Origin of the sequence: Clostridium pacaense (assembly GCF_020709765.2) — a bacterium.
Lineage (GTDB): Bacteria > Bacillota > Clostridia > Lachnospirales > Lachnospiraceae > Enterocloster > Enterocloster hominis.
In genome coordinates, this window is record NZ_JAJFEB020000007.1 from 255152 (window position 1) to 279362 (window position 24211).

Annotated in this window: 17 protein-coding genes and 1 pseudogene; 2 read left to right on the forward strand and 16 right to left on the reverse strand. The window is 49.7% G+C overall.

Annotation, left to right across the window (positions count from 1 at the left end; all coding sequences use genetic code 11):
- Positions 1–176: 176 nt before the first annotated feature.
- The 5 genes from LK536_RS44015 to LK536_RS44035 all read right to left on the reverse strand — a co-directional run bounded on the left by LK536_RS44015 (position 177) and on the right by LK536_RS44035 (position 6107).
- Positions 177–1598 carry an ABC transporter substrate-binding protein gene (locus LK536_RS44015; protein WP_227796054.1) on the reverse strand — a complete coding sequence of 474 codons (1422 nt, stop codon included), beginning with the start codon at positions 1596–1598 and terminating at the stop codon, positions 177–179.
- Between the two features lie 26 nt (positions 1599–1624).
- On the reverse strand, positions 1625–3034 hold the full coding sequence (locus tag LK536_RS44020; protein WP_227796053.1) for a glycoside hydrolase family 1 protein: 1410 nt from the start codon (positions 3032–3034) through the stop codon (positions 1625–1627).
- A gap of 8 nt (positions 3035–3042) precedes the next feature.
- Positions 3043–3972, reverse strand: a complete 930-nt coding sequence (locus LK536_RS44025) for an ROK family protein (RefSeq protein WP_227796052.1) — start codon at positions 3970–3972, stop codon at positions 3043–3045.
- Positions 3973–4056: 84 nt separating this feature from the next.
- Complete coding sequence (locus tag LK536_RS44030; protein ID WP_227796051.1) at positions 4057–4761, reverse strand: FadR/GntR family transcriptional regulator; 705 nt, start codon at positions 4759–4761, stop codon at positions 4057–4059.
- An 89-nt stretch (positions 4762–4850) separates the two neighbouring features.
- On the reverse strand, positions 4851–6107 hold the full coding sequence (locus LK536_RS44035; protein ID WP_227796050.1) for a glycoside hydrolase family protein: 1257 nt from the start codon (positions 6105–6107) through the stop codon (positions 4851–4853).
- Between the two features lie 462 nt (positions 6108–6569).
- Here LK536_RS44035 and LK536_RS44040 point away from each other — a divergent pair.
- Positions 6570–7746, forward strand: a pseudogene (locus tag LK536_RS44040) (IS91 family transposase).
- A 718-nt stretch (positions 7747–8464) separates the two neighbouring features.
- Here LK536_RS44040 and guaA read toward each other — a convergent pair.
- The 11 genes from guaA to ftsH all read right to left on the reverse strand — a co-directional run bounded on the left by guaA (position 8465) and on the right by ftsH (position 23305).
- Positions 8465–10006, reverse strand: a complete 1542-nt coding sequence (guaA, locus tag LK536_RS44045; protein ID WP_008718741.1) for a glutamine-hydrolyzing GMP synthase — start codon at positions 10004–10006, stop codon at positions 8465–8467.
- 301 nt (positions 10007–10307) lie between these two features.
- A complete protein-coding gene (uvrA, locus tag LK536_RS44050) occupies positions 10308–13166 on the reverse strand; it encodes an excinuclease ABC subunit UvrA (RefSeq protein ID WP_227796048.1) in 2859 nt (952 codons plus the stop codon).
- Positions 13167–13237: 71 nt separating this feature from the next.
- Positions 13238–14908, reverse strand: a complete 1671-nt coding sequence (locus tag LK536_RS44055; RefSeq protein ID WP_227796047.1) for a M20/M25/M40 family metallo-hydrolase — start codon at positions 14906–14908, stop codon at positions 13238–13240.
- Positions 14909–14925: 17 nt separating this feature from the next.
- Positions 14926–15399, reverse strand: a complete 474-nt coding sequence (locus LK536_RS44060; RefSeq protein WP_008718746.1) for an LURP-one-related/scramblase family protein — start codon at positions 15397–15399, stop codon at positions 14926–14928.
- A 92-nt stretch (positions 15400–15491) separates the two neighbouring features.
- Positions 15492–15677, reverse strand: a complete 186-nt coding sequence (locus LK536_RS44065) for a hypothetical protein (protein WP_506092159.1) — start codon at positions 15675–15677, stop codon at positions 15492–15494.
- Positions 15678–15687: 10 nt separating this feature from the next.
- Positions 15688–16668, reverse strand: coding sequence for an ABC transporter permease (locus tag LK536_RS44070; protein WP_130789746.1), 981 nt, complete (start codon positions 16666–16668; stop codon positions 15688–15690).
- Positions 16669–16684: 16 nt separating this feature from the next.
- A complete protein-coding gene (locus LK536_RS44075; RefSeq protein WP_227796046.1) occupies positions 16685–17803 on the reverse strand; it encodes an ABC transporter permease in 1119 nt (372 codons plus the stop codon).
- Positions 17796–19343, reverse strand: a complete 1548-nt coding sequence (locus LK536_RS44080; protein ID WP_235712154.1) for an ABC transporter ATP-binding protein — start codon at positions 19341–19343, stop codon at positions 17796–17798. The genes LK536_RS44075 and LK536_RS44080 overlap by 8 nt, the downstream gene beginning before the upstream one ends.
- Positions 19344–19508: 165 nt before the next feature.
- Complete coding sequence (locus LK536_RS44085) at positions 19509–20789, reverse strand: BMP family ABC transporter substrate-binding protein (RefSeq protein ID WP_040379992.1); 1281 nt, start codon at positions 20787–20789, stop codon at positions 19509–19511.
- 253 nt (positions 20790–21042) lie between these two features.
- Positions 21043–21327 carry a DUF6809 family protein gene (locus LK536_RS44090; RefSeq protein ID WP_227796044.1) on the reverse strand — a complete coding sequence of 95 codons (285 nt, stop codon included), beginning with the start codon at positions 21325–21327 and terminating at the stop codon, positions 21043–21045.
- A gap of 94 nt (positions 21328–21421) precedes the next feature.
- Positions 21422–23305, reverse strand: a complete 1884-nt coding sequence (ftsH, locus tag LK536_RS44095; RefSeq protein WP_025486205.1) for an ATP-dependent zinc metalloprotease FtsH — start codon at positions 23303–23305, stop codon at positions 21422–21424.
- 309 nt (positions 23306–23614) lie between these two features.
- Here ftsH and LK536_RS44100 point away from each other — a divergent pair, with 309 nt between their 5' ends.
- Positions 23615–24115 carry a MarR family winged helix-turn-helix transcriptional regulator gene (locus tag LK536_RS44100; protein WP_227796043.1) on the forward strand — a complete coding sequence of 167 codons (501 nt, stop codon included), beginning with the start codon at positions 23615–23617 and terminating at the stop codon, positions 24113–24115.
- The last annotated feature ends 96 nt before the right edge of the window (positions 24116–24211 follow it).

Genomic DNA, 24211 nt, shown 5'->3' on the forward strand with positions numbered 1-24211 from the left:
CTTGTGATAAAGGTCTGAAGCAGCGGATAAAAATTAAATACTAGTGTTCCTATGATTGGAATCAGGATTAGAACATACCAACTGACATATCTTTTGATTTTTACATTCCTCATAAGCTATCCTCACTCAGCAGAGGACGCATTAGCCCTCTGCCCTTCTATGAATCTACAGGTTCACTAATTCCCAGCCTGCCTCTTGATGTTATCAACCCATGCTTTTACTTCACCATAATACACGTCCACAACTTCATCCGCGGTGTACTGTTTAGATAAAAGCTGGTTATTTACCTTCTGCATTGCGGTTCTCCAATACCAGTAATCATCGGTAATAAACATGTTCTCCAATTGGTAATCCTGTCTCTTCTGGTTGATTTCATTATCCATCATACCCATGCCGGATGTATCCCTCAGACACGGCACCTTATCCCTCTGATAATTAATCAGATAGAATTCGATGATATCCTTATCCGTTGCAATATGCTTAACCACATCCCAGGCAGCATCCGGATTCTTTGCATTCTGAGCAATCGCCAGACGATAGAATTCAGGGAAACCTTCCCCATTTGCACCTTCTGGAATCATCAGCGGCTTATACCGGTCTGTAATTTCGTTATCCTCAGCATAGACATACTGCATATACGGCTTTGTCCCCTTGCTGCAGTTAAAGTTGATTGCAATATCATTATCTGGTGTAAACCAGTTCTCGGCCCCATTTCCGGTGGCAACTGCTTCGTTACAGCAATCCACAAGCCGTATGAAGTCAGTAAAGAATAATTTCAGTTCCGGTGAGGTTTTAATGCTTTCTACATACTCATCCATATCCAGCTCATTGATATCCATAGTGTCACTAAAAAACGGCTTCTGTGCATCATAGCTCAGTGAATACCATTCCGTCCACTCCGGATAGAGGTACGCACCGTAATTTTTCTTACCGGTCACAGGATTCGTACCGGTCATTTTCTCCGCTAAATCAACCAATTCGCTAAAGGACATATCCTCATTGGGTTCATCCACCCCCCATTCTTCAAAGAGCTGACTATCATATATGATCATTGCGCAGGAAATGGTCAGTGGCAATCCGTATATCTTACCGCTTTCTTCCGGATGGTTAAAGGATTTATACCTTGTATAATGCACGGCAGGGTCAATGAACCAATCTGACAGATTATCCAAGTTCACATCCTTATCCGCTTCCAGATACGGTGTCAAATCAGTATACCAACTTGGAACGGCTTCCTGATTTGTAAAAATCCCCACATCCGCTTCTCCGGAAGTCAGCATGGCCTCCATACTCTGAATCCAGCCATCCCAGGCAATGGTCAATAACTCAATGTTATAGTCCGGTATGTGCTCATTTAAAAATGATTGGAACTCACTTAATCCCTTGGTTTCAAGTCCTGATACAGGGTCAATGGTAGACGTTTCGCTCAAACCCGGAATAATTATCCTCACGGTTTCCTTTCCTTCTTTCCCCGCTGAAATCACAGTCCCTTCTGTCTTCCCCCCGGCTTCGCCATCACCAGACACGCCGCCACAGGCTGTAAGCCCCATTGCCATTGCTATTAGAACCGCTGTCAACTTCCTTACCTTTTTTAACATTTTCTTCTCCTCCTGATATAATCTGCTTATATTGCTCCGATTAATGATTCTCCGTTCGTACTTATGACATCCTTATACCAATAAAACGACTTTTTCTTATACCGTTCTAATGTCCCGGTCCCATCATCATTCCGGTCCACATAGATAAACCCATACCGCTTACTCATCTGTGCCGTTGAAGCACTGACAAGGTCAATACATCCCCATGTGGTATATCCCATCACTTCCACACCATCCTCAATTGCCTCCCCGACCTGAAGCAGATGTTCCCTCAGGTAATCAATCCGATAATCATCCTCAATACGCATCCCGCCGTTTCCGTCTGTTGCCGGCCGGTCAATGGCCCCCAGTCCGTTCTCAACAATGAAAAGGGGCTTCTGGTAGCGGTCATAGAACATATTCAAGGTATACCGGAGTCCCTTGGGGTCTATCTGCCACCCCCATTCAGATGTCGGCAGCAATGGGTTAGGGATGCCTTCCAGCAGATTTCCGCTTCCCTTCTGATGCACTTTACCCGCAGATGCACAGGAACTCATATAATAGCTGAATGATACAAAATCCACTGTATTCTTCAGGATGTCAACATCCCCTTCTGCAAATTGAATCTGGATATTCCTTTCCTTAAAATACCGCTTCATGTATCCTGGATATATACCCCGCACATGGATGTCCGCAAAAAAGTAATTTTTGTGTTCTGTCTCCATGACTGCAATCACATCATCAGGAGACGGTGTCAAGGGATAGGTTGGCATGCTTAAAATCATGCAGCCAATTTTCGCATCCGGCATAATTTCATGGGCTAATTTTGTAACCAGCGCGCTGGCTACCAGTTCATGGTGTGCTGCCTGGAATAAATCCTGTTCAGTCAGCTGCCCCATGGGAGTGTTTATTCCGGCGCTCATAAATGGAGAATGCAGAACAGAATTTATCTCATTAAATGTAAGCCAATATTTTACCTTATCCCCGTACCGCTCAAATATTGTCCTTGCATAATGCTCGTAAAATCCAATTAAATCGCGGCTTGTCCACCCATTATACGTTTCTGCCAGATATAGCGGTGTCTCATAATGCGATATGGTCACAAGGGGTTCCATTCCATATTTTCTGCATTCATCAAATATATCATCATAGAACCTAAGACCGCTCTCATTCGGCTGCTCTTCATCCCCCCTGGGAAATATCCGGCTCCACGCAATGGAAGTACGGAATACTTTAAACCCCATTTCCGCAAAGAGCCTGATATCTTCTTTATATCGATGATAAAAATCAATGCCTACCAATTTAAGGTTATCATCCGTGGGCCGGTCCGTTCTATCCCCCATTGCCCCTGCTGGCAGGACATCCTGTATTGACAAACCCTTACCATCCTCCAGGAAAGCACCTTCACACTGATTCGCTGCGACAGCGCCGCCCCATAAAAAATTCTCTGGAAACATGTCTTCACCTATTCCCTTTCCTTATTTTCCAGCACTACTCCCTCATCTACTGTACTTAAATGTACATATAACGCGCCAATTAAATTTGAATCATTATAATATCGGCAAGCCACCACTTCCGGCATGGGAATCTGCCACTTTTCATACAACCGATTAATTTTCACCAATTCTTCCTTTAAAAGCTTCAGGAACAGTGGCTGTATACTGATTCCGCCGCCCACCGCAATTCTCTCAGGGTCCAGGATAAACTGATAATTGGTTATCTGCACCGCAATCCGTCTGGCATATTCCCTCACCGCTTCAATGGCTTGCCTGTTTCCATTTGATGCGTCCCGGAAAATGACCTCACCGTCAAGTTCCTCCCGGGGCATATCCATTTTACTGGAAGCCAGTTCTATGAGGGAGGCAATCCCGGATGAGAAACCGAACATCCGTCTTTCACCATATGGCTCCTCTGCCGTGGTCAGCTGATAGCTGAATTCTCCTGCCATGTGATGGACTCCTTTTACTACTTTGCGGTCCTTTATGACAGCCCCGCCAATGCCGCTGCCGCAGACCACCACGACCGCATCCCTGCAGCTCATAAGGGACCCCCTCCAGATTTCGGCCATGCCTGCGCATTTAGCATCGTTCTCAACGCTGATGGGGACCGGGCAGTAGCGTGATAACAATTCCACAATATTAAGGTTATGGATACAGGTTACCATTCCACCAGTATACATAAACCCAACTTCGCTGTCCAGTATCCCGGGCATACTGAGTGCAATTCCATTGACACGTTCCCTGAATTTTTCATACAGGGAAACAATCGAATGAATGAACCGATCCAGTGGAGCCGTAATTGTCTTAAATCTCCCTTTTTCCCTAAAAACACAGTCCTCTGTCATAACCGCGTATTTTGTATTGGTTCCACCCACGTCAATAACAAGATACTCCATTCTGCGGCCTCCGTTAATTTTTAATTGTAGAACGTCCTACGTGTTTGACTATAAAACAAACTGCTGGTTTGTTTTATCCCTGATTCAAACCCTTTCCCTCCAGGTAGCCAAGGACTCTTCTACAACTTCATGAACTTTGTTGTAATCTTTGCTGACAATACAGTCCAATATTCTTTGATGGTACAGTGGTGCCTTAGAATCAACGGTTTCCTTTTTGACATTTTCCACAATCGATTTTTCAAAGATACTGTAGACACTCTTCAAAATACGGATGAAGAAGATATTTTTACAGCTGTCAATCAAAAGCATATGGAATTCCAAATCACATGTCTGCATCCGCTCCACATCCTGGTTCTTACATGCAGCCCTCATTTCATTGATGCTGTTCTGCAGTTTTTCCACTTCTTCCAATGTAATTTTCGACATTGCCAGCTGTACCGTGGACTCATCCAAAATCTGGCGCAGCTCCAGAAGCTCATCGCTGCTGCTCACATCATAAATCATACTGTAAACAAGCCTGTCAAACAAGGTGGGGTTTACCTGGGAACAGATATAGGTTCCATCCCCGCGTTTTATCTCCACAATTCCCATTGTAGCCAAAATCTTCATAGCCTCCCGTAAAGAGTTTCTGCTGACCTGCATTTCCTCCATAAGTTCAAATTCACTTGGGAGCTTTGAACCTGATTTATAATCTCCTCTTATGATGGATTCCGTAAGTGTATTTATAATCTGATCTACGATTGTCTGCTGACCAATCGTCTCCAACTTTTTCCTGCCATTACCTGCCATCTGATTTTACCGACCTTTCACTGTCATTTAATACTTAATATATCATAAATCTGCAGGATTGGAAAATACTTCATACATAATGAAACAGTTTATTCTATAATAACGGTCTTCTCTATGGATTTTCCGTCACGAAGATATACTACTGCCTTCCACTCTTCTCCTGAGACAATCCCGGTCACCGGTCCCTGCCACCAGTTCTCTATGTAATTAATTAGGAACGGGTCATCATAAGCTTGTTCATATAGCTGTCCATTCCTATAGAAATTCACATAATCAATCTGTTCCGGATACAGGCTTGCCAGACGTATAAACCGCTTTCCTTCGAATGCCATCCCCGGTTCCAGGCCCTGAAGGTAAAACTGTTCTTCAAACGGAATCCCACTTTCCTTACCTGTCAGATATTCTTCCATGCGCATGGCAAAGAATGCATCTTCTCCCTTTGTGATTCCCCAGTCAGTGGGCGGTTCCTGCTTTGTCATGTTATTGTAGTAACCCCAGGATACCCTGTTTTGGAATGTAACCTTCATCTGACTGAGTGCCTGCGAATCTTCATTTACCACAATAGGCCTTGCCGGTTTTACTAACTTTGCCTTTTTTATCAGATTATAAAGCAGATTCCTGGATTGTGCATTTCCATGTATCAGAATGACATCTGATGCCTGGGCAATCCGTTCCGAATAATATCCTCCGGTACCGCTGCAACCTACAGGAAGACCCCCGGATTCCTTTCTTGCAATATCCATCAGTCTGAGTATACCATTTTCCTGACTCAGGACCTTGTGGCACCCATAAGCCTTTATGTTATGCTCATTGGCAATCTCAATGATTACATTCGTATATCCTTTTTCCTTCAGCCATCTGCATATGTTAGCTGTTGCCAGTTCGACTGCGTCATCATCCGTCAGGTACCGGCTCTGTACACCGTAAAACAGGCTTACTATAACAACCATCCCCACCCTGTCCGCTGCATCAATCAGTCTTGACAGACGCTTCAGATATGCCTCATCCAAGTGGTTTCCATCATGGCCATATGGATTATTATCAATGGACTCAAGAGGAATCGTATAACAGGGCCCTCCGCCCTGAACTCCCACTGTAAACGCTCTAAGTCCAGCCTTATACCATTCCACCAGGCTTTGAATCAATTCATCCGTATTAACATCAGGGTCAAATATTTTCCCAAACCGGTTATAGCGCTCCCGTCCCGTCCTGTCATCGTAAATACCCTGGATGAATCTGGCATTCATGAGAAGGCCACGGTATGGGCATTCATCAATCTCACTGTAGGTCAATTCCCCATTAATAAGAAATTTATCCCCTTGTATGGTCATTCTTGTCTGATTCATTATTCCCTCCTCAAAATATGTAGAACGTCCTATGTCTTTATTATATTTAGCAACAGCACATTTGTCAATACTTTTATGTTTGATGCATATTTATTATAGAATTTTCACAAAAATATGTTGGTTTATTTGTCTATTTTTTTGATGACATTTTGTGGCTGACAGTACTCATCATTACTGGTCAGGAATATATCTGATTCTGACCTGCTTGATATGCATGGATTCCTTACAGAGGATGATAATCTGTATGACGATGAATTTGAATAAGGTTTTTATATTGACCACTTTTAACCATCGTCTGTTTGCTTTGCCCGCATTTTGCGGGCTTTTTCCATCGGATGATCTCCATTTGGCAACTATCCTATTATATTATATGAAAAAGTGTCTTCGGCACTTCAACTCCCCTGCCCCTCAATCTTGAGGGGTGGGCTTGCTTTTTCTTTCTATCTGATTCATAATTATCCCATGAACATTTTACAAGAGATTTTTAAAGACAATTACGAAATCATTCAATATTCACTTCATCCCAGAGATGTTGAAATGGAAAATATCTCTAAGATGATTCATTGTGGTGACCCTTCTTTTGGCGGCGCCATGTATGCCTGCCCGCACTGCGGCAACTTAACGTTCGTTCCTTTTCGCTGCAAAAGCCGGTTCTGCCCCACCTGCGGCGTTAAATACTGCCAGGAACGTTCCACTCAAATGGCTTTTAAACTCATACGCTGCACTCACCGTCATTGTGTCTTTACCATTGATGAAGAATTACGGCACTTCTTTCTGGAAGACCGTTCTCTCCTTGACTGCCTTTTCCAGGCTGTCCGCAGTGTTGTTCTGCGTATGTTCCATAACCTCAACAAATCTAAAAACTTTGTTCCCGGCATTGTCTGCGTCCTTCATACATTTGGGAGACCCCTGCAATGGAATCCACATATCCATTGCCTTATTACCGAAGGCGGTTTCTCTAATGACGGCTTCTGGCGTGTCATCAAACATTTTAACTATACCCTCTTAAGAAAGTCCTTTCAGACAGCACTTCTCAACCTTCTCGAATCACGCATTGGACCTTCTTTCAAAAAAACAAAAGCTCTTATCTACCGTAAGGATATCAATGGGTTTTATGTTTATGCCAAACCTAATCTATGTGATTCGGATGCGGTCATCAGATATATCAGCCGTTATCTCGGACGCCCCGTCATTGCCCTAAAACGTATTGATTCCTATGATGGCAGCAACGTCACGTTTCACTATAACCGTCACGAAGATAATGCCTTTGTAAAAATGACACTTCCTGCCATCGATTTTATAAAGCTTCTGATCCAGCACATACCCGAAAAAAACTTTAAAATGACACGTTACTATGGTCTCTATGCAAGGCACCGTGAAAAAGATAAAACCCTTTGGAAAACTGTCCCCCAAATCCAAGCACCGTCTGATGAAGGCTTATACGAAATGGCGCGAAGACATCCTTCTGTCTTTTGGCTATGACCCACTCAAATGTCCACAATGTGACCACGAAATGCAGTTCATAGCGCTTTACTACAATCATCGCCGTGTTTCTCTGGAAGAATTATATGAAAGGGAAAAAGCAAAATGCCGTTCTGCTTCATTTTTCCTCCTGTCTGTACCATACTTGTCTTATTAACAGACAGGAGGTTTCCCATGGATTCAAAATTTATACTTACTTGTAATTTTGATGAAGATGGTTTTGGAGTTGGAGAGTTATTGTCTCAAAAGTAGTAGAATTATTACGCAAGTTAGTAATACGCAAGTGGGTCCAAACTTAAGATATGCTTATGGCAATAGCAACAAGATGATGGTCGTGATGCATTTCGTTTTATCATATTTCCTATTTTTTCACAGAAACCGAAACAGGCGGTATCATAGAATGACACTAAAATTGTTTATTTAGGTATCAAACAGGTATCACACCACACACAAAGAGCCGGAAAGTCTCGCCATTTAAGCGGCTTCCCGGCTCCCTGTCTACTTGTTCAAGTGCGATTGAAAATCACCCTTTTGTCCAGATTAAAATAGACTTTTTTATTTCAGCATTTTAGACGTTTAGATGTGTCTGATTCTGGTTTTTTTTCTGTTTCAGTTCCTGTTTTCATCAGCAGATTTGACCTTAGATACGGATACAGAATCTAACTGTAATACTCATAAAACCTTGAAAATACGTTGTTTTTGACTTGTTTCAGATTTTTTCTTCCCTTTTTCGCCCTTAGTATAATTGGATAGAATAGGGACAGATACAGAAACAGAGCCGGCAGGATCTTAAATCCTGTCGGCTCTGCCAGTGTATTACTTTATTCTATTTTCGGTTGGACAACAGACACGGAACCGGTGCGATGGGAACACTACTATTCAAACTCAATCGTAGCCGGCGGCTTCCCCGTGCAATCATACAGCACCCGGTTAACCCCCTTCACCTCATTCACAATCCTACTGGTCACCTTCCCCAGTACCTCCCAAGGAATCTGCGCAGCCTCCGCGGTCATGAAATCAGATGTAAGCACGGCCCTCAGTGCAACCGCATAATCATACGTCCTCTCATCACCCATGCATCCCACGGAGCGCATATTGGTAATGGCTGCAAAGTACTGCCCCAGGTCCTTATCCACCCCGGCCTTTGCAATCTCTTCCCTGTAAATCGCATCCGCATCCTGTACAATCCTTACCTTATCAGCCGTTACCTCGCCGATGATCCTGACGCCAAGGCCCGGACCCGGGAATGGCTGCCTGAATACCAGATATTCCGGAATCCCCAGTTCCAAACCAGCCTTACGCACCTCATCCTTAAACAGCAGACGGAGAGGCTCCACCAGTTCCTTAAAGTCAACGTGCTCAGGAAGCCCGCCCACATTGTGGTGGGATTTGATGACAGCGGACTTGCCGAGGCCTGACTCAATCACATCCGGGTAGATGGTTCCCTGAACCAGATAATCCACCGCGCCAATCTTCTTTGCCTCTTCTTCGAATACACGGATGAATTCCTCGCCTATGATCTTGCGCTTTGCCTCAGGCTCTTCCACGCCCTTCAGCCTTGCATAGAACCTCTCCTGGGCATTCACACGGATAAAGTTCAAATCATACTGTCCTTCGGGGCCGAATACGGCTTCTACCTCGTCCCCCTCATTCTTCCTTAAAAGGCCATGGTCAACGAACACACAGGTCAGCTGCTTACCGATTGCCTTGGACAGCATGACCGCAGCAACCGAGGAATCCACTCCGCCGGAAAGCGCGCACAGCACCTTCCCGTCTCCAATCTTCTCCCTCAGCGCCTTAATTGTGGTATCTACGAATGAATCCATCTTCCAGTCCCCGGAACAACCGCAGACATTGTAGACAAAGTTGGACAGCATCCTGGTTCCTTCTTTTGTGTGGACTACCTCAGGATGGAACTGAACCCCATAGAAATTCCTTTCCGCACACTCCATACCTGCAACCGGGCATGATTCCGTATGGGCTGTAATTCTGAATCCGGCAGGCACCTGGGCGATATAGACCCCATGGCTCATCCAGCACACGGTCTTGGGCGATACTCCCTCAAACAGCTTGCTGGATGTATCCACATCCACCTCCGTGTGTCCATACTCGCTGACAACCGCCTTCTTGACAACGCCCTCCAGCAGATAACTCATCAGCTGGGCTCCATAACAGATTCCAAGAACCGGTATCCCCAGTTCAAATATCTCCCTGGAACAGCGCGGAGCGCCGTCTTCAAATACCACATCCGGTCCACCTGTGAAAATGATTCCCTTGGGATTCATCTCCTTAATCCTGTCCAGGCTCATATTGTAAGGATGGACTTCACAGTATACATTGCACTCGCGGACGCGGCGCGCAATCAGCTGATTATACTGACCGCCAAAGTCCAAAACGATAATCATCTCTCTATCCATGAGATTTCTTCCTCCATGTCATGTCTTTTCTGGATATTCCCGCCAAAACCTAAAATCCAAACTACCTCTCCCTATACCATGACCCAATTTATCAGAAAATATTTATATCCGCATAAATTGAAAGAGATTGTACAAAATAGTACAATCTCTTTTTTATCTTTCGTATGAATATATTATACGGCACCCTGCCGCAAATAGCAAGTAATTTCGACAATTTTCTCAGACTTTTTTCTAACCCCATTTTCCATGTGGGTTTTCCGGCTTCAACTCCAATCCGCCCAAGCCCGCGCCATCATCCTGTCTATGAATCCATCCCTGCCTCATGCTGCCTGTCCATGTCCAGGTATTTCTTAATATAGATTCCGGTATAGGAAACAGGATTCGCGGCCACGTCCTCCGGCGTTCCCTTGGCAATCACGGTACCGCCCTTGTCACCGCCTTCGGGTCCGATGTCAATGATATAATCAGCCGTCTTAATCACATCCAGATTATGCTCAATGACCACCACCGTATTACCGCCGTCAGACAGCCTGCGGAGGATATCAATCAGCTTGTGCACGTCTGCAAAATGCAGCCCCGTGGTAGGCTCGTCCAGGATATAGATGGTCTTGCCCGTGCCGCGCTTGGACAGTTCGGTTGCCAGCTTGATACGCTGGGCCTCGCCGCCTGACAGCTCCGTGGAAGGCTGTCCCAGCCTGATGTAACCCAGGCCCACATCATACAGGGTCTGTATCTTCCTGGTGACAGAGGGGACATTCTCAAAGAACTTAAGCGCCTCCTCCACCGTCATATCCAGCACGTCATAAATACTCTTGCCCTTGTACTTCACATCCAATGTCTCACGGTTATACCGTTTGCCGCCGCAGACCTCACATGGCACATATACATCCGGAAGGAAATGCATCTCAATCTTGATGATTCCGTCGCCGCTGCAGGTCTCGCACCTCCCGCCCTTGACGTTAAAGCTAAACCGTCCCTTGGTATATCCCTTTGCCTTTGCATCCACCGTGGATGCGAACAGATCACGGATTAAATCAAACACGCCTGTATAGGTGGCCGGATTAGACCTTGGCGTACGTCCGATGGGGGACTGGTCTATGGCAATGATCTTATCCAGCTGTTCCGTGCCGTCTATTCCCTTGTGCCTGCCGGGTATGGTCCTTGCACGGTTCAGTTTCCTGGCCAGGGATTTGTACAGGATTTCATTGACCAGTGAACTCTTGCCGGAACCGGATACGCCTGTGACACAGGTCATGACGCCCAGTGGGAAATCCACATTGATGTTCTTCAGGTTATTCTCAGCAGCCCCCCGTACCGTAATCCAGCCCGTGGGCTTCCTGCGCTCAGCCGGCACAGGTATCCTAAGCCTGCCGCTTAAATACGCCCCTGTCACAGAATCCTGGTTATCCATGATTTCCTGGGCCGTACCCATGGCAATTACCTGTCCGCCATGTTCGCCTGCCCCGGGACCGATGTCCACGATACAGTCCGCTGCCAGCATGGTATCCTCGTCGTGTTCCACCACCAGCACGCTGTTGCCCAGGTCCCGCAGATGGATCAGGGTCTTTAAAAGCTTGTCATTATCCCTCTGATGAAGGCCGATGCTTGGCTCGTCCAAGATATAGGCAACGCCCACCAGGCCCGAACCGATCTGGGTCGCCAGACGGATCCGCTGTGCCTCCCCGCCTGACAGGGTTCCGGTTGCCCTGGAAAGGGACAGATAATCCAGCCCCACGTCAATAAGGAAACAAATCCTGGCCCGTATCTCCTTGAGGATGGACGCCCCAATGGCCAGCTGCATATTGCTAAGCTTCAGTCCATCCAGGAAATCCTTGAACTTCACAATGGACATATTGGTGGCCTGGAAGATATTCATATCCCCCACCGTAACTGCCAGTGACTCCTTCTTAAGCCTCTGCCCCTTACACGCAGGACAGGGGGTAATCCGCATATAGGTTTCGTACTCTGCCTTGGATGCCTCGGAAAATGTCTCCTTATAACGCCGGTTCACATTCTCAACCAGGCCCTCAAAAGCCACGTCATACACGCCCTCGCCCCTCTGGCTCTTATAGCGTACCTTGACTTCCTTCCCCCCCGTACCGTACAGGATCACGTCCTGGATTTCCTTTGGATAGTCCTGGAAAGGAGTGTCCAGACGGAACTTATATTCCTTGGAAAGCGCCTCGAGGATTGCCCTTGTAAAGCTTCCCTTGTCCGTACAGGACTGCCATCCCAGCACCACAATGGCGCCGTCATCAATGGAAAGGGACTTGTCGGGAATCATCAGGTCCTCGTCAAACTCCATCTTATATCCAAGTCCGAAACACTCCGGACACGCGCCGAAGGGGTTGTTAAAGGAAAAGCTTCTGGGCTCCACCTCATCCACGCTGATGCCGCAGTCCGGGCAGGAAAAGCTCTGGCTGAAGTTCACCGGTTCCCCGTCCGTCACATCCACGGTCATAAGCCCGCCGCTGAGGGCCATCACGGTCTCAATGGAATCCGTAAGACGCTTTTCAATGCCTTCCTTCACGATCAGACGGTCCACTACCACTTCTATGTTATGCTTGATATTCTTATCCAGCCTGATATCTTCCGAAAGCTCATAAAGGTTCCCATCAATGCGCACCCTCACATAACCGCTCTTGCGCGCCTGGTCCAGAACCTTCACATGCTCGCCCTTACGCCCCCTGACAACAGGAGCCAGAAGCTGAATCTTGGTACGTTCCGGCATCTGCATGATATGGTCCACCATCTGGTCAATGGACTGCTTGTGTATCTCCTTGCCGCACTTGGGACAGTGTGGAATACCCACCCTGGCATACAGAAGCCTCATATAATCATAAATCTCGGTCACGGTACCCACCGTGGAACGCGGGTTCCGGTTCGTGGACTTCTGGTCTATGGAAATGGCCGGCGACAGCCCTTCTATGCTCTCCACATCCGGCTTCTCCATCTGTCCCAGGAACTGGCGGGCATAGGAAGACAGGGACTCCATATAACGCCTCTGCCCTTCCGCATAGATGGTGTCAAAAGCCAGTGATGACTTGCCGGACCCGGACAGTCCGGTCAGCACCACCAGCTCGTTTCTCGGTATATCCACGGATATATTCTTCAGATTATGCTCATTGGCCCCGCGGATTTTAATGTACTGCTTTGCCATTCAAAATGCTCCTTGTCTCTTATCAGTAATCTTTACTTAAAACTCACCCCAAAGTGTATGGCGTAAGTATATCACATTCCACCATCATTTGCAAACATTTGTTCGATAAAATGCTGTAGGATTGCTGGAACTTCTTCCAGCAGGCTCCTTGCATTGACACGCTCCGACATCTGATGCGCATCCCTGCCCACGGGGCCGAACAGAAGGGCCGGAACCTGGAAAACGGACATGGCGTCCAGGTTCATTCCATACAGCTTCCCCCACAGAGGGGCATTGGCCGCATAAGCCTTAAGCTCCTCCATATCCGGCCCTGCGCAGTAACTTAAATCCGAGATACCACAACAGTAATTGCGTTTTCCCAGCCGGATACCGCAGGTCTCCCCCGATGCTTTTTGAAGCATTTCATAGAGCGCGCTTCCCTGTCCTGTCCTTCCCGGCAGGCGGTCACTGTGAAAAGCCGGATAATACGGCGGTGCAAATGCAATCACCATGACAGGCGCCGTAATCCCTGAATAGGTCAGGGCTGCATCCATGATTTCCAAGGTCGCCCGAGGATAGTTCCACTGGCCCAGGCGGATACGTTCCCCCGCATCCTCATACAGCGCCCTGAACCATTTTCCCGCCTCCTCCCCATGCCGCTCCCGGCACAGCCTTACCAGTTCCCCGTACTCCATGACACAGCGGGACAGATCCACATCCGGCAGGGCTGCGCCGGACCGGACCGCTGCCTCCCGGGCCTCCATCCGTTCCATATAAGAGGAAAATGCCTCCCGCCCAATCTCCTTAAGCCGTCCCATGACAGAATCCGCCGTCTTCCCAAACCCCAGCATGCTCATATAGCCCGCTGCCCGGTGGGGCACCGACACATCATACCCTTCCTTGCGGTCCCTCAGGTTAAACCAGGTGGGCGGCGGACACGGTTCCCCTTCCCATCGTTCTGAAAACTCAGGGGCCAGCTCCGTGCGCATGAACATTTCCGCCAGGACCCCGATTGCGTTCAATCCACGGAAACAATCCACCACATGCGCCTTCACGCCCTGGACCAGCACCGCGGGCATGGTCTTCCCCACAGACCCGATATAGATCTGCTGCCTGCCATCCTCATTAAAACTGGGCTCCAGATCCACCAGGCATCCATACTCCAGGCCAAACTGTTCCTGCAGCCCCGTAAAAAACGGAATGGACCCCCTCATACCGGCTGAATAAGCCTCCTCATCCGCCACCGCGGCAAACAGAAGGCAGCCCGGCAGTTCCGGATGTTCCAGCATCAATTGCCCATACCAGTCCATCAGGGCCATGCCCACCGCAAGTCCCCCCTTCATGTCGTTGACACCCCGCCCGAACAGCCATTCCCCTGTCTCAAAATCCGCCCTGGCCTCCTCAGGCAGCATTGACATCAGGTCCTCCAGTTCCTTTCCCTGCGCCAGCTTCCACGCCTCCACATCATACGCATAGGGCCGGAAATCCCCATACTCCTCAGTATCCACCACATCATAATGCCCGGTAAGGATAACTGTCCTTGAAGTGCTCCCCTTCACCAGCCCATAAGGGGTCCCCCGGGACAGGATATCCCCCTCCAGCCCATACATTCCCGTAAGTTCAGGATGCGCCTTAAAATACGGCTGCCGCCCCAGTTCCTCCCTTATGTAATCCCCTGCCGCCTGTTCCTCCCTGCTGTTGGAAATACTGGGGATTGCAACCAGCTCCTTCATATAACGGTAAATCTCATTTTTCATTTCCATAATCATCCGCCTCACTGTCAATTATCCGATGAACATTTTGCAGCATCGATTGCCAGGGCCGCCATAAGCACATACAATGCGTCTTCCGGGTTCCCAATCTCAAGCACATATGTATCAGTCAGCTTAAACAGCTGCTTGGACAGCCCCGCTACCCGTCTCCCCATGGCATCCTCTATGTAATAATCCCATTCCAGGATATCCCCGGCAATATGCCATCCCCTGACATCCATCTTAAAAGACGGCCTGAAAAACGTGAATTCCTTCCAAACCTCCCCCACCAGCCGTTCACCCACATACAGCCGGAACCTTGGCAAGAAAGTAAGCACCTCCTGCTTAACAGTACCCAGATGCCTTCCCTGCGCGTCATATATCTCCAGCCTGTGTCCCCAGGCCAATTTCCCCTGGACCGTATAAACCGTCCTGCCGTCCTCATCAAAAACATCGTAACTGTCAAACCACGAGAAAAACCTCTGCCGAAACAATAACTTCATCCCACATCCCCTTTCTCCGGCCCACACCCGGCCATAGTCCAAAATCCTTATGGAATCATCCGCTTCTAATCATAACAGCATAATCCCCCTTGTCAAGCCATCCCAAAAACTCCCATGCCATTCTTTGCCAGAAACCAGCACCACCGCGCTCCCTTTTCTGAAGCGACAGCGGACGCCCACCCCTGGCAGTTTAAAAGAGCCGAATGGCGCTGCAGCATACGGCCGCAGCGCCATCCCAATCCTCCCACGGACAAAATCCCTCTCCCGTCCGCGTCCATTCGACGTAACCTACCTCTCCTCCCTGAAATAAGCCAGTCCCAGGCTCTCAGGCGGCTGATACTCCCTCTTCTTCCTCAAGCTGGTAATCACCAGCACCACAATGGTCACAACATATGGCAGGGCCTTGAAAATCTCCTGGGCCCCCCTGTCCAGTCCCGGGATATAGAGATAAAGGATATACAGGCCGCCGAACAATATGGAACCCCAGATTGCATTGACCGGCTTCCACAGTGCGAAGATGACAAGTGCGATGGCCAGCCAGCCCCTGTCGCCAAATCCGTTATTGGTCCAGGTCCCGCCGGAATACTCCATCACAAAGTACAGTCCCCCAAGTCCGCTTATACCGCCGCCCACACAGGTGGCCAGGTACTTGTACGCAGTCACGTTAATGCCCGCTGCATCCGCGGTTGCCGGACTCTCGCCCACAGCCCTCAGGTTCAGCCCCTTCCTGGTCTTACCCAGGAAGAAAGCCAGTACAATTGCCAGGAGGACCGCCAGATAGGTAAGGAATCCATAGGAAAACAATACCTGCCCCACCACTCCCAGCTTAGAAAGCCCAGGAACCGGCGTCTTGTAAGCCGCGCCCGTAACCGCCACGGAAATCTGTCCCACGCCGCCTGCCAGCTTTGCAAGGGAGCCGCCGAAGAAGTTGCCGAAGCCCACGCCAAAGGTGGTCAGGGCCAGACCCGTGACATTCTGGTTGGCCCGCAGCGTAATGGTCAGCACACTGTACACCAGACCGCCCAGGGCCGCGCATGCGAATGCGCACAGGAAGGAAATCAGCATCCCCACAAAGCCGTTGGGTGTCCCCGCTGAATTTTCATATAAAAATGCACCAATCAGTCCTGCAATCCCGCCCATGTACATCATCCCGGGAATACCCAGGTTCAGGTTGCCGGACTTCTCCGTCATGATCTCGCCCAGGGCGCCGTACAGAATCCCTATGCCCTGCCCAATGGCCTTCTGAATGAATATAACTAAAAATCCCATATCCTTGTCCTCCCTCCTAAGCCTGTGTGTCTTTGCGCCTGCTGCGCACCGCTACTTTGTAATTGATGAAAAACTCACAGCCCAGGATAAAGAACAGGATGATTCCCGTTATGACATCAGAGGCATTTTCATTCAGGTTGAACTGTGACGCGATCTGCCCCGCGCCCTTCTGCATGAATACCAGGAAAAAGGATACCAGGACCATGGCAAATGCATTGAACTTGCTGAGCCATGACACTATGATTGCCGTAAATCCCCGTCCTCCCGCCGTGCTGGTGGATATGGTGTGGCTTGCGCCGCTTACAATGATAAAACCGGCAATGCCGCAGATAGCCCCGGACAGGGCCATGGTGCGAAGGATTACCTTCTTCACATTGATACCCGCGTACCTGGCCGTGTTCTCACTCTCACCCACCACAGCAATCTCATACCCCTGCTTGCTGTATTTCAGGTAAATGAACATGGCCAGGGTCAGAGCCAGGACGATTACCAGGTTCCACCCGTAGTCCAGCCCAAAAAGCTTGGGAAGCCAGCCGCCTTTTGTAGCGGAGTTGATGGTGCCCACCGAGTTGGACCCCTTTGGGTTCTCCCAGAAGATAATGCAGTATGTGATGACCTGCATTGCCACATAATTCATCATCAGTGTAAATAGTGTCTCATTGGTATTCCAGTATGCCTTGAAAAATGCCGGGATTGCAGCCCAGACCATGGCGGACAGGGCGCTTCCCGCCAGCATCAGCGGGAACAGCAGGATTGGCGGAAGGGAATTACCCAGATAAATCATCATGGCCGCCGATGTGACGCCCCCGATCAGGACCTGCCCCTCGGCGCCGATATTCCAGAACCGCATCTTAAATGCCGGGGTAATGCCGATTGCAATGCACAACAGGACCAGGGTGTCCCGTATGGTCATCCAGACACGCCGTTTGGTTCCCACCGCTCCGTCAAACACCCCTTTGTACACTTCAATGGGATTCAGGCCAGTAAGCGCGAAGATAACGCCTGCACAGACAATCAGGGATATGAGTACCGCCGCCAGCCTGATAAGCCACGCCTTGTACGGCTCTATGCCGTCACGTTTGGATATATGCATCAGAGGTTCCTTTACTGATATCGCTGTCATTTCCTTACTCACTCTGGTCACCTCCTACTTTTGTCATCATCAGGCCCACGCCCTCTTTGGTGGCTGTCCTGCCGTCCACGATACCGCTTATCCGGCCGCCGCACAGCACCAGGATACGGTCGCACAGTTCCAGAAGCACATCCAGGTCCTCTCCCACACAGATGACCGCCGCCCCCTGCTGCTTCTGTTCATTGAGCAGATGGTAGATGGTATAGGATGAATTGATGTCCAGCCCCCGCACAGGGTAGGCAACCATAAGCACCTTGGGATTGGAGGAAATCTCACGTCCCACCAGGACCTTCTGCACATTTCCGCCGGACAGCTTGCGCACCGGCGTGGTGACGCCCGGGGTCACCACCTCCAGCTCCTCGATGATATGCTCCGCCAGGCTTCTGGGCGTCTTCCTGTCCGCAAAGAAAGGACGGCCGTTCCGGTAGCCCCTGAGCATCATGTTGTCCGTCATGTCCATGGAACCCACCAGTCCCATGCCCAGCCTGTCCTCAGGCACAAAGGAAAGCTTCACGCCCAGCCTGCTGATGGCGGAAGCAGCCATGCCTGCCAGGTTCTTCTCCCCGCCCTCAGGCGGATAATATGTAATGGTTCCCGACTCCATGGGCTGTAAGCCTGCAATGGATTCCAAAAGCTCCTTCTGTCCGCTTCCCGCGATTCCGGCCACCCCCAGTATCTCTCCGCTGTATGCGGTAAAGGTGGCGTTGTCCAAAGTCCTGACACCTTCCTTATTCAAACAGGTGACCCCCTGTACCTCCAGGCGTTTCTGGGGATTGACAGGCTCCGGGCGGTCGATGTTCAGGCTGACCTTCTTGCCTACCATCATTTCGGTCAGGGACTCCTCCGTTGCCTCGGCTGTCTGCACGGTCCCGATATACTGGCCCTTGCGCAGCACGGAAACCCGGTCTGACAGCGCCAGCACCTCATGGAGTTTATGGGTGATGATGATGATGGAATGGCCTGCCTCGCGCATGTTGCGCAGGACTGCGAAAAGACGGTCTGTTTCCTGGGGTGTGAGGACCGCCGTGGGCTCGTCCAGAATCAGGATGTCCACGCCGCGGTACAGGAGCTTGACAATCTCCACGGTCTGCTTCTGGGATACGGACATGGTGTATATCTTCTGGTCCGGGTCCAGATCGAAGCCATATCTGCCCGTCAGTTCATTAATCCGTGCCGCCACGCTTTTCATGTCCAGGATTTCTTTTCCCGAAAGGCCCAGGATGATGTTTTCCGCCGCGGTCAGGACATCCACCAGTTTAAAATGCTGGTGGATCATGCCGATTCCCAATGCAAAGGAATCCTTGGGCGAACGGATGGCCACCTCTTTTCCATTCACATATATCTGCCCCTCATCCGGGTAGTAGATTCCCGATATCATGTTCATGAGGGTGGTCTTCCCGCTTCCGTTCTCACCCAGGATGGACAGTATCTCCCCCCGCTTGACAGACAGGCATACTTTGTCATTGGCAGTTACCTTGCCGAATCGTTTTGTGATGTTTTTCAGTTCAATTGCGTATTCTCCGCTCACCCGGCAGTCCTCCATTTATATTATTTTTATCTTGCTTGCGGCAGGGCGCTGTACCAGTCCGTGTTTAAAAATCCATTCCCGCCATGCACCCCAATGCCTCCGTGGAAAAAAGCGGAGCCAGTCAGATAGCTCCGCTTTTGCAGCTTTTACAACTTCACCCAGCCTGGTACCTGCGGGAAATTAGTTGTCAATTGTATTAATTCCGTCAATCAGTATGTCGAATGCGGGCGCAGATGCAAATTCGGACTCATGGAAATATCCGTCGGAAATGTACTCATTGCCGTCATCCTTCTTATATGTATCCAGTGTCTCGCCCTTAACGGTCCAGGTGGAGGTATCGAACACATGAAGCTCGCCTGCTGCCAGTTTGGCCTCAACCTCTTCCACCTTTTCCTTGGTTCCCGGGGCAACCGCTGCTTCGTTCAGTTCAGTGATAAGCACTGCGCCGTCTGAGAAGCCCTTGCACCAGTCAACCGGAATCTCGGTTCCATCCACAACATGCTGTACGGCCTCGGTCACATACGCACCCCAGTTGTTTGTGGAGGATGTAAGGGCCTGGGTAGGAGCCGTTGCAATCATGGAAATGTTGTAGCCCACACATGGAACGCCTGCTGCCTCACATGCAGTGGGGGCGCCGGTTGTATCGGCATGCTGGCTGATCAGCACACAGCCATCGGAAATCAGGGCGTCTGCCGCTTCCTTTTCCAGGTCAAAGCTGGCCCAGCTGTTGGTGTACTTAACTTCCATGGTGGCATCCGGGCATACGGAGCGCACGCCTAAGAAGAAGGAGGTATATCCGCTGATAACCTCAGCATACGGATAAGCGCCCACATAACCAATCTTGCAGGCATCCTTTGCAACGGTCCCGTCCTCTATCATCTGGTTCAGCTTCAGTCCGGCAACCACGCCAGACACGTAACGCGCTTCATAAATAGCCGTGAAATAGTTATGCATGTTGCTCAGTCCGCTGGATGCTGCCTGGAAACCGGTAGCATGGCAGAACTGGACCTCAGGATACTCCTTAGCTGCCTCAATCACATAGGACTCATGTCCAAAGCTGTTGGCAAATACAATCTGGCATCCCTGGTCAGCCAGATCCATAGCCGCATCCTGAGCAGTCTCATCCTCCGGGATATTCCATTTAACGATAATCTGGTCATCGGACAGGCCAAGGGCATCCTTCATCTCCATGGCGCCCTTATAATGTGCGGCCGTATAGCCTTCATTCTCATCACCGATGAATACAAAACCAACCTTTAAATCTTCCTTTGCCACACCGCCTGCAGGCGCTGCCTCTTTGGCCTCTGTCTCCCCTGCTTCTGCAGCAGTGGTGTCTGCCGCCGCCTCTGTGGACGCTGCCGGCGCCGCGGTCGTATCTGCTGTTCCGGAACCGCCGCAGGCTGCCAATGACAATGTCATCACACCCGCCATTGCTACGCTGACTAACTTACGTAATTTCATAATGCTCTCCTCCATGAAGTTGGGATATAGGCACATCCAGACGAAAATACGTCAGGTATTGGCTGCCATTGCCCCTGACGTTCCATCGATGTCCTATCCGTTAAAATGTAACACAAATACGTAGTTAAGTATATCACTTTTTCCATCATTGTCAATATTAACCATTTATTTAAAACAATTTTATACACAATAAAGCGGGATTGGTTTAATTTATCACCAATCCCGCCTTATATTCTTAAGCTACGCTTATATTTCAGGCCTGCGCCTGGCCATTTTCACTGAACACCTCGCACATAATCCCGGCGCCCAAACGGAATCCATGACTGAACGTCTCCGTCTTTTCCAGATAAGTAAGCTCCAGATAATGCTCCATCAGGGTATCAAATTCCGCCTTCATTCCCGCGTCCAGCTTCTCCGTGAAGCACTCCACTTCCTTTAAGGATTCCCTGCACAGGGCCTGGTAATCCGCTGAATCCTGCATCACACAGTCAGCGGGGTGCAGATCCCCTGCATATAACATGTTCAAAATTTTTCCCATTCCTGTTCCTGCCTTTCATCTGTCTGTATGCAACAGGGGCGAAAGCATTCATGCCCCCACCCTGTCCATACTTCCAGAATAGCACAGCCCCAGGTCAATTGCAATGGACGGACGGCTCCTTATTAAATATTTCCATGAACTCCTCACCTGTAATGGTCTCCTTCTCCAGAAGATAAGCGGCAATCTCATGCAGCTTTCCTTCATTTTCCCTGAGGATGTCAAGGGCCTTGGCGTGCTGCCCCTTCACGATGCCCACCACCTGCTCGTCAATGCGTTTCGCTGTCTCAGGCGCGCAGGCCAGGGACGTGTCACCGCCCAGATACTGGTTGGTCACTGTCTCCATGGCAACCATGTCGAATTCATCGGTCATGCCGTAGCGTGTCACCATGGCCCTGGCAATCCTGGTGGCCTGCTCAATATCATTGGACGCTCCCGTTGTGATGGAATGGAAAATCAGTTCCTCCGCGGCACGTCCTCCAGTGAAGGTGGCAATCTTGTTCAGCGCCTCCTCCTTGCTCATGAGATACCGCTCTCCCTGCTCCACCTGCATGGTATAGCCCAGGGCGCCGGAGGTCCTTGGTATGATGGTAATCTTCTGCACGGGTGCGGACTGGGTCTGGCAGGCAGCCACCAGCGCATGCCCCACCTCATGGTATGCCACGATTTTACGTTCTTCCTGGGAAATGACCGCGTTTTTCTTCTGATATCCGGCGATGACGGTTTCCACGCTTTCTTCCAAATCACCCTGGACGACTGCCCCGCGGCCCATGCGTACGGCCCGCAGCGCCGCCTCATTGATGATATTGGCCAGTTCTGCGCCGCTGGCTCCTGCCGTGGCCCTGGCAATGGCGCTGTAGTCCACATCATCGGACATCTTGACATTCTGTCCGTGTACCCTTAGGATGGCCTCCCTTCCCTTCAGGTCAGGAAGTTCCACCGGCACACGCCTGTCAAAACGGCCCGGACGCAGGAGTGCCTTGTCCAGTGATTCCGGGCGGTTGGTGGCGGCCAGGATCACGACCCCCTTCTTGCCGTCAAATCCATCCATCTCGGTCAGCAGCTGGTTCAGGGTCTGTTCCCGCTCATCATTGCCGCTCATACCGCCGCCGTCACGCTTCTTGCCGATGGTATCAATCTCGTCAATGAATACAATACAGGGCGCCTTATCATTGGCCTGCTTAAAGAGGTCGCGGACCTTGGCAGCGCCCATGCCCACGAACATTTCCACAAATTCCGAACCGGATATGGAGAAAAACGGCACATGGGCTTCTCCGGCCACCGCCCTGGCAAGAAGTGTCTTACCGGTTCCCGGAGGGCCTACCAGCAGGGCGCCCTTTGGAAGGTTTGCGCCGATATCCGCATACTTCTGGGGATTATGGAGGAAATCCACGATTTCCTTTAAGGCATCCTTGGCCTCCTCCTCGCCCGCCACATCCGCAAACGTGATTCCTGTTTCATTCTCCGCATAAATCTTGGCATTGGATTTGCCAAAGGTCATGGCGTTGTTGCCGCCCATACGCTTGGAAAGCATACGCCCCATAATCTGCCCGATGATTACAAACATCAGGATCGGGGCCACCCATGACATCAGGAAACTGAGGAGCGGGGACGCCTTGGTGGGAATCTGCCTGGAGTAATTGTCCACCTTCCCCTCACTCTTGGCTGTCTCCAGACGCTGGGCCAGGTTATCTCCCGGCAGGGGCCCTGTCTTATAAGAAGCAACATTCCACTGCTGGTCCTTGGTGGAAAACTGAATCTGCGTCTCATCACTGCTCATGTACACATCTTTTACATTGCCTGCATCCAGCTGTGTGATAAACTCACTGTACGGCACCTCGACGGTATGCTCCATCATAGGGAATACCAGTGCGTTCAGTATCATGACAATCAGGATGACAAGGAAATAATAGTAAATGAACGGTTTCTTGGTTGGACCGTTCTTCATATCCCGCTTTCCATTGTCTTCATTCACACCCATATAGGTTCTCCTTTTCTTCTTCATACTCTTCTATAGTATCGCCGGTTAGATACCGGCCTATTACGGCTGACGGCACTGTTTTGCCGGTCATGCAGCATAGTTCCGTGCACTGCAGTGTCATCCGCCATCCATCTGTAAGATAATACGAAAAGCAATATTTGTCAATCTTTTATTGTAAAACTTTATTTACTTTTAATATTTATTGACATTTAATCAGGAATATGGTACAACGGGTACAGAGAACAGGCGTGGATCCAGCTAGGGTTCCAACCAGATATCCGCGCCCTGACAGAGGAGGTATTTATAAACATGACTGACCATACCCCGGATTACAGGACGGTAGGTGAACATTTCCTGGATTTTACCATCACATTCTTTAATCTGGCGAAAAGCAAATATCAGCAGCAGAACCAGATTAAAGCCAACTCCGTCGGTTTCCAGGCCCTTATCCTGTTAAACCAGGCGGGCCGCAGCGCCCCCACCATGTCGGAGCTGGCTGCGCGGCTGGAAATCACCAAGCAGCAGCTGACCAAACTGGTCAATGACCTGGAGGAAAAAGACCTGGTCAGACGGGAGCATGATTCCAGGAACAGACGCCAGGTCTATCTGTACATCACCCCCACCGGAGCCGCCATTGTCAGCCAGTTAAAGGAAGCCATGCTCAGCTGTACCGTGGCAGGCCTGTCGGGTTTCTCAGAACAGGAACTGAAGGAACTGGACAACTGCCTTACGAGGCTCTCCGGCTTACTGTCCAAATTCAACCCGGATGCCCCCGGAGCCGTTAAGTGCCCGGAGTTTCCCAGTCTGTGAACAGAACCTTTAAAAAGTTGGTTCTATACTGAATGTTGGGGTGTGCTGAAAAGCACACTTCCAACATTCTTTTGATTGTAATAAAATACATCTATA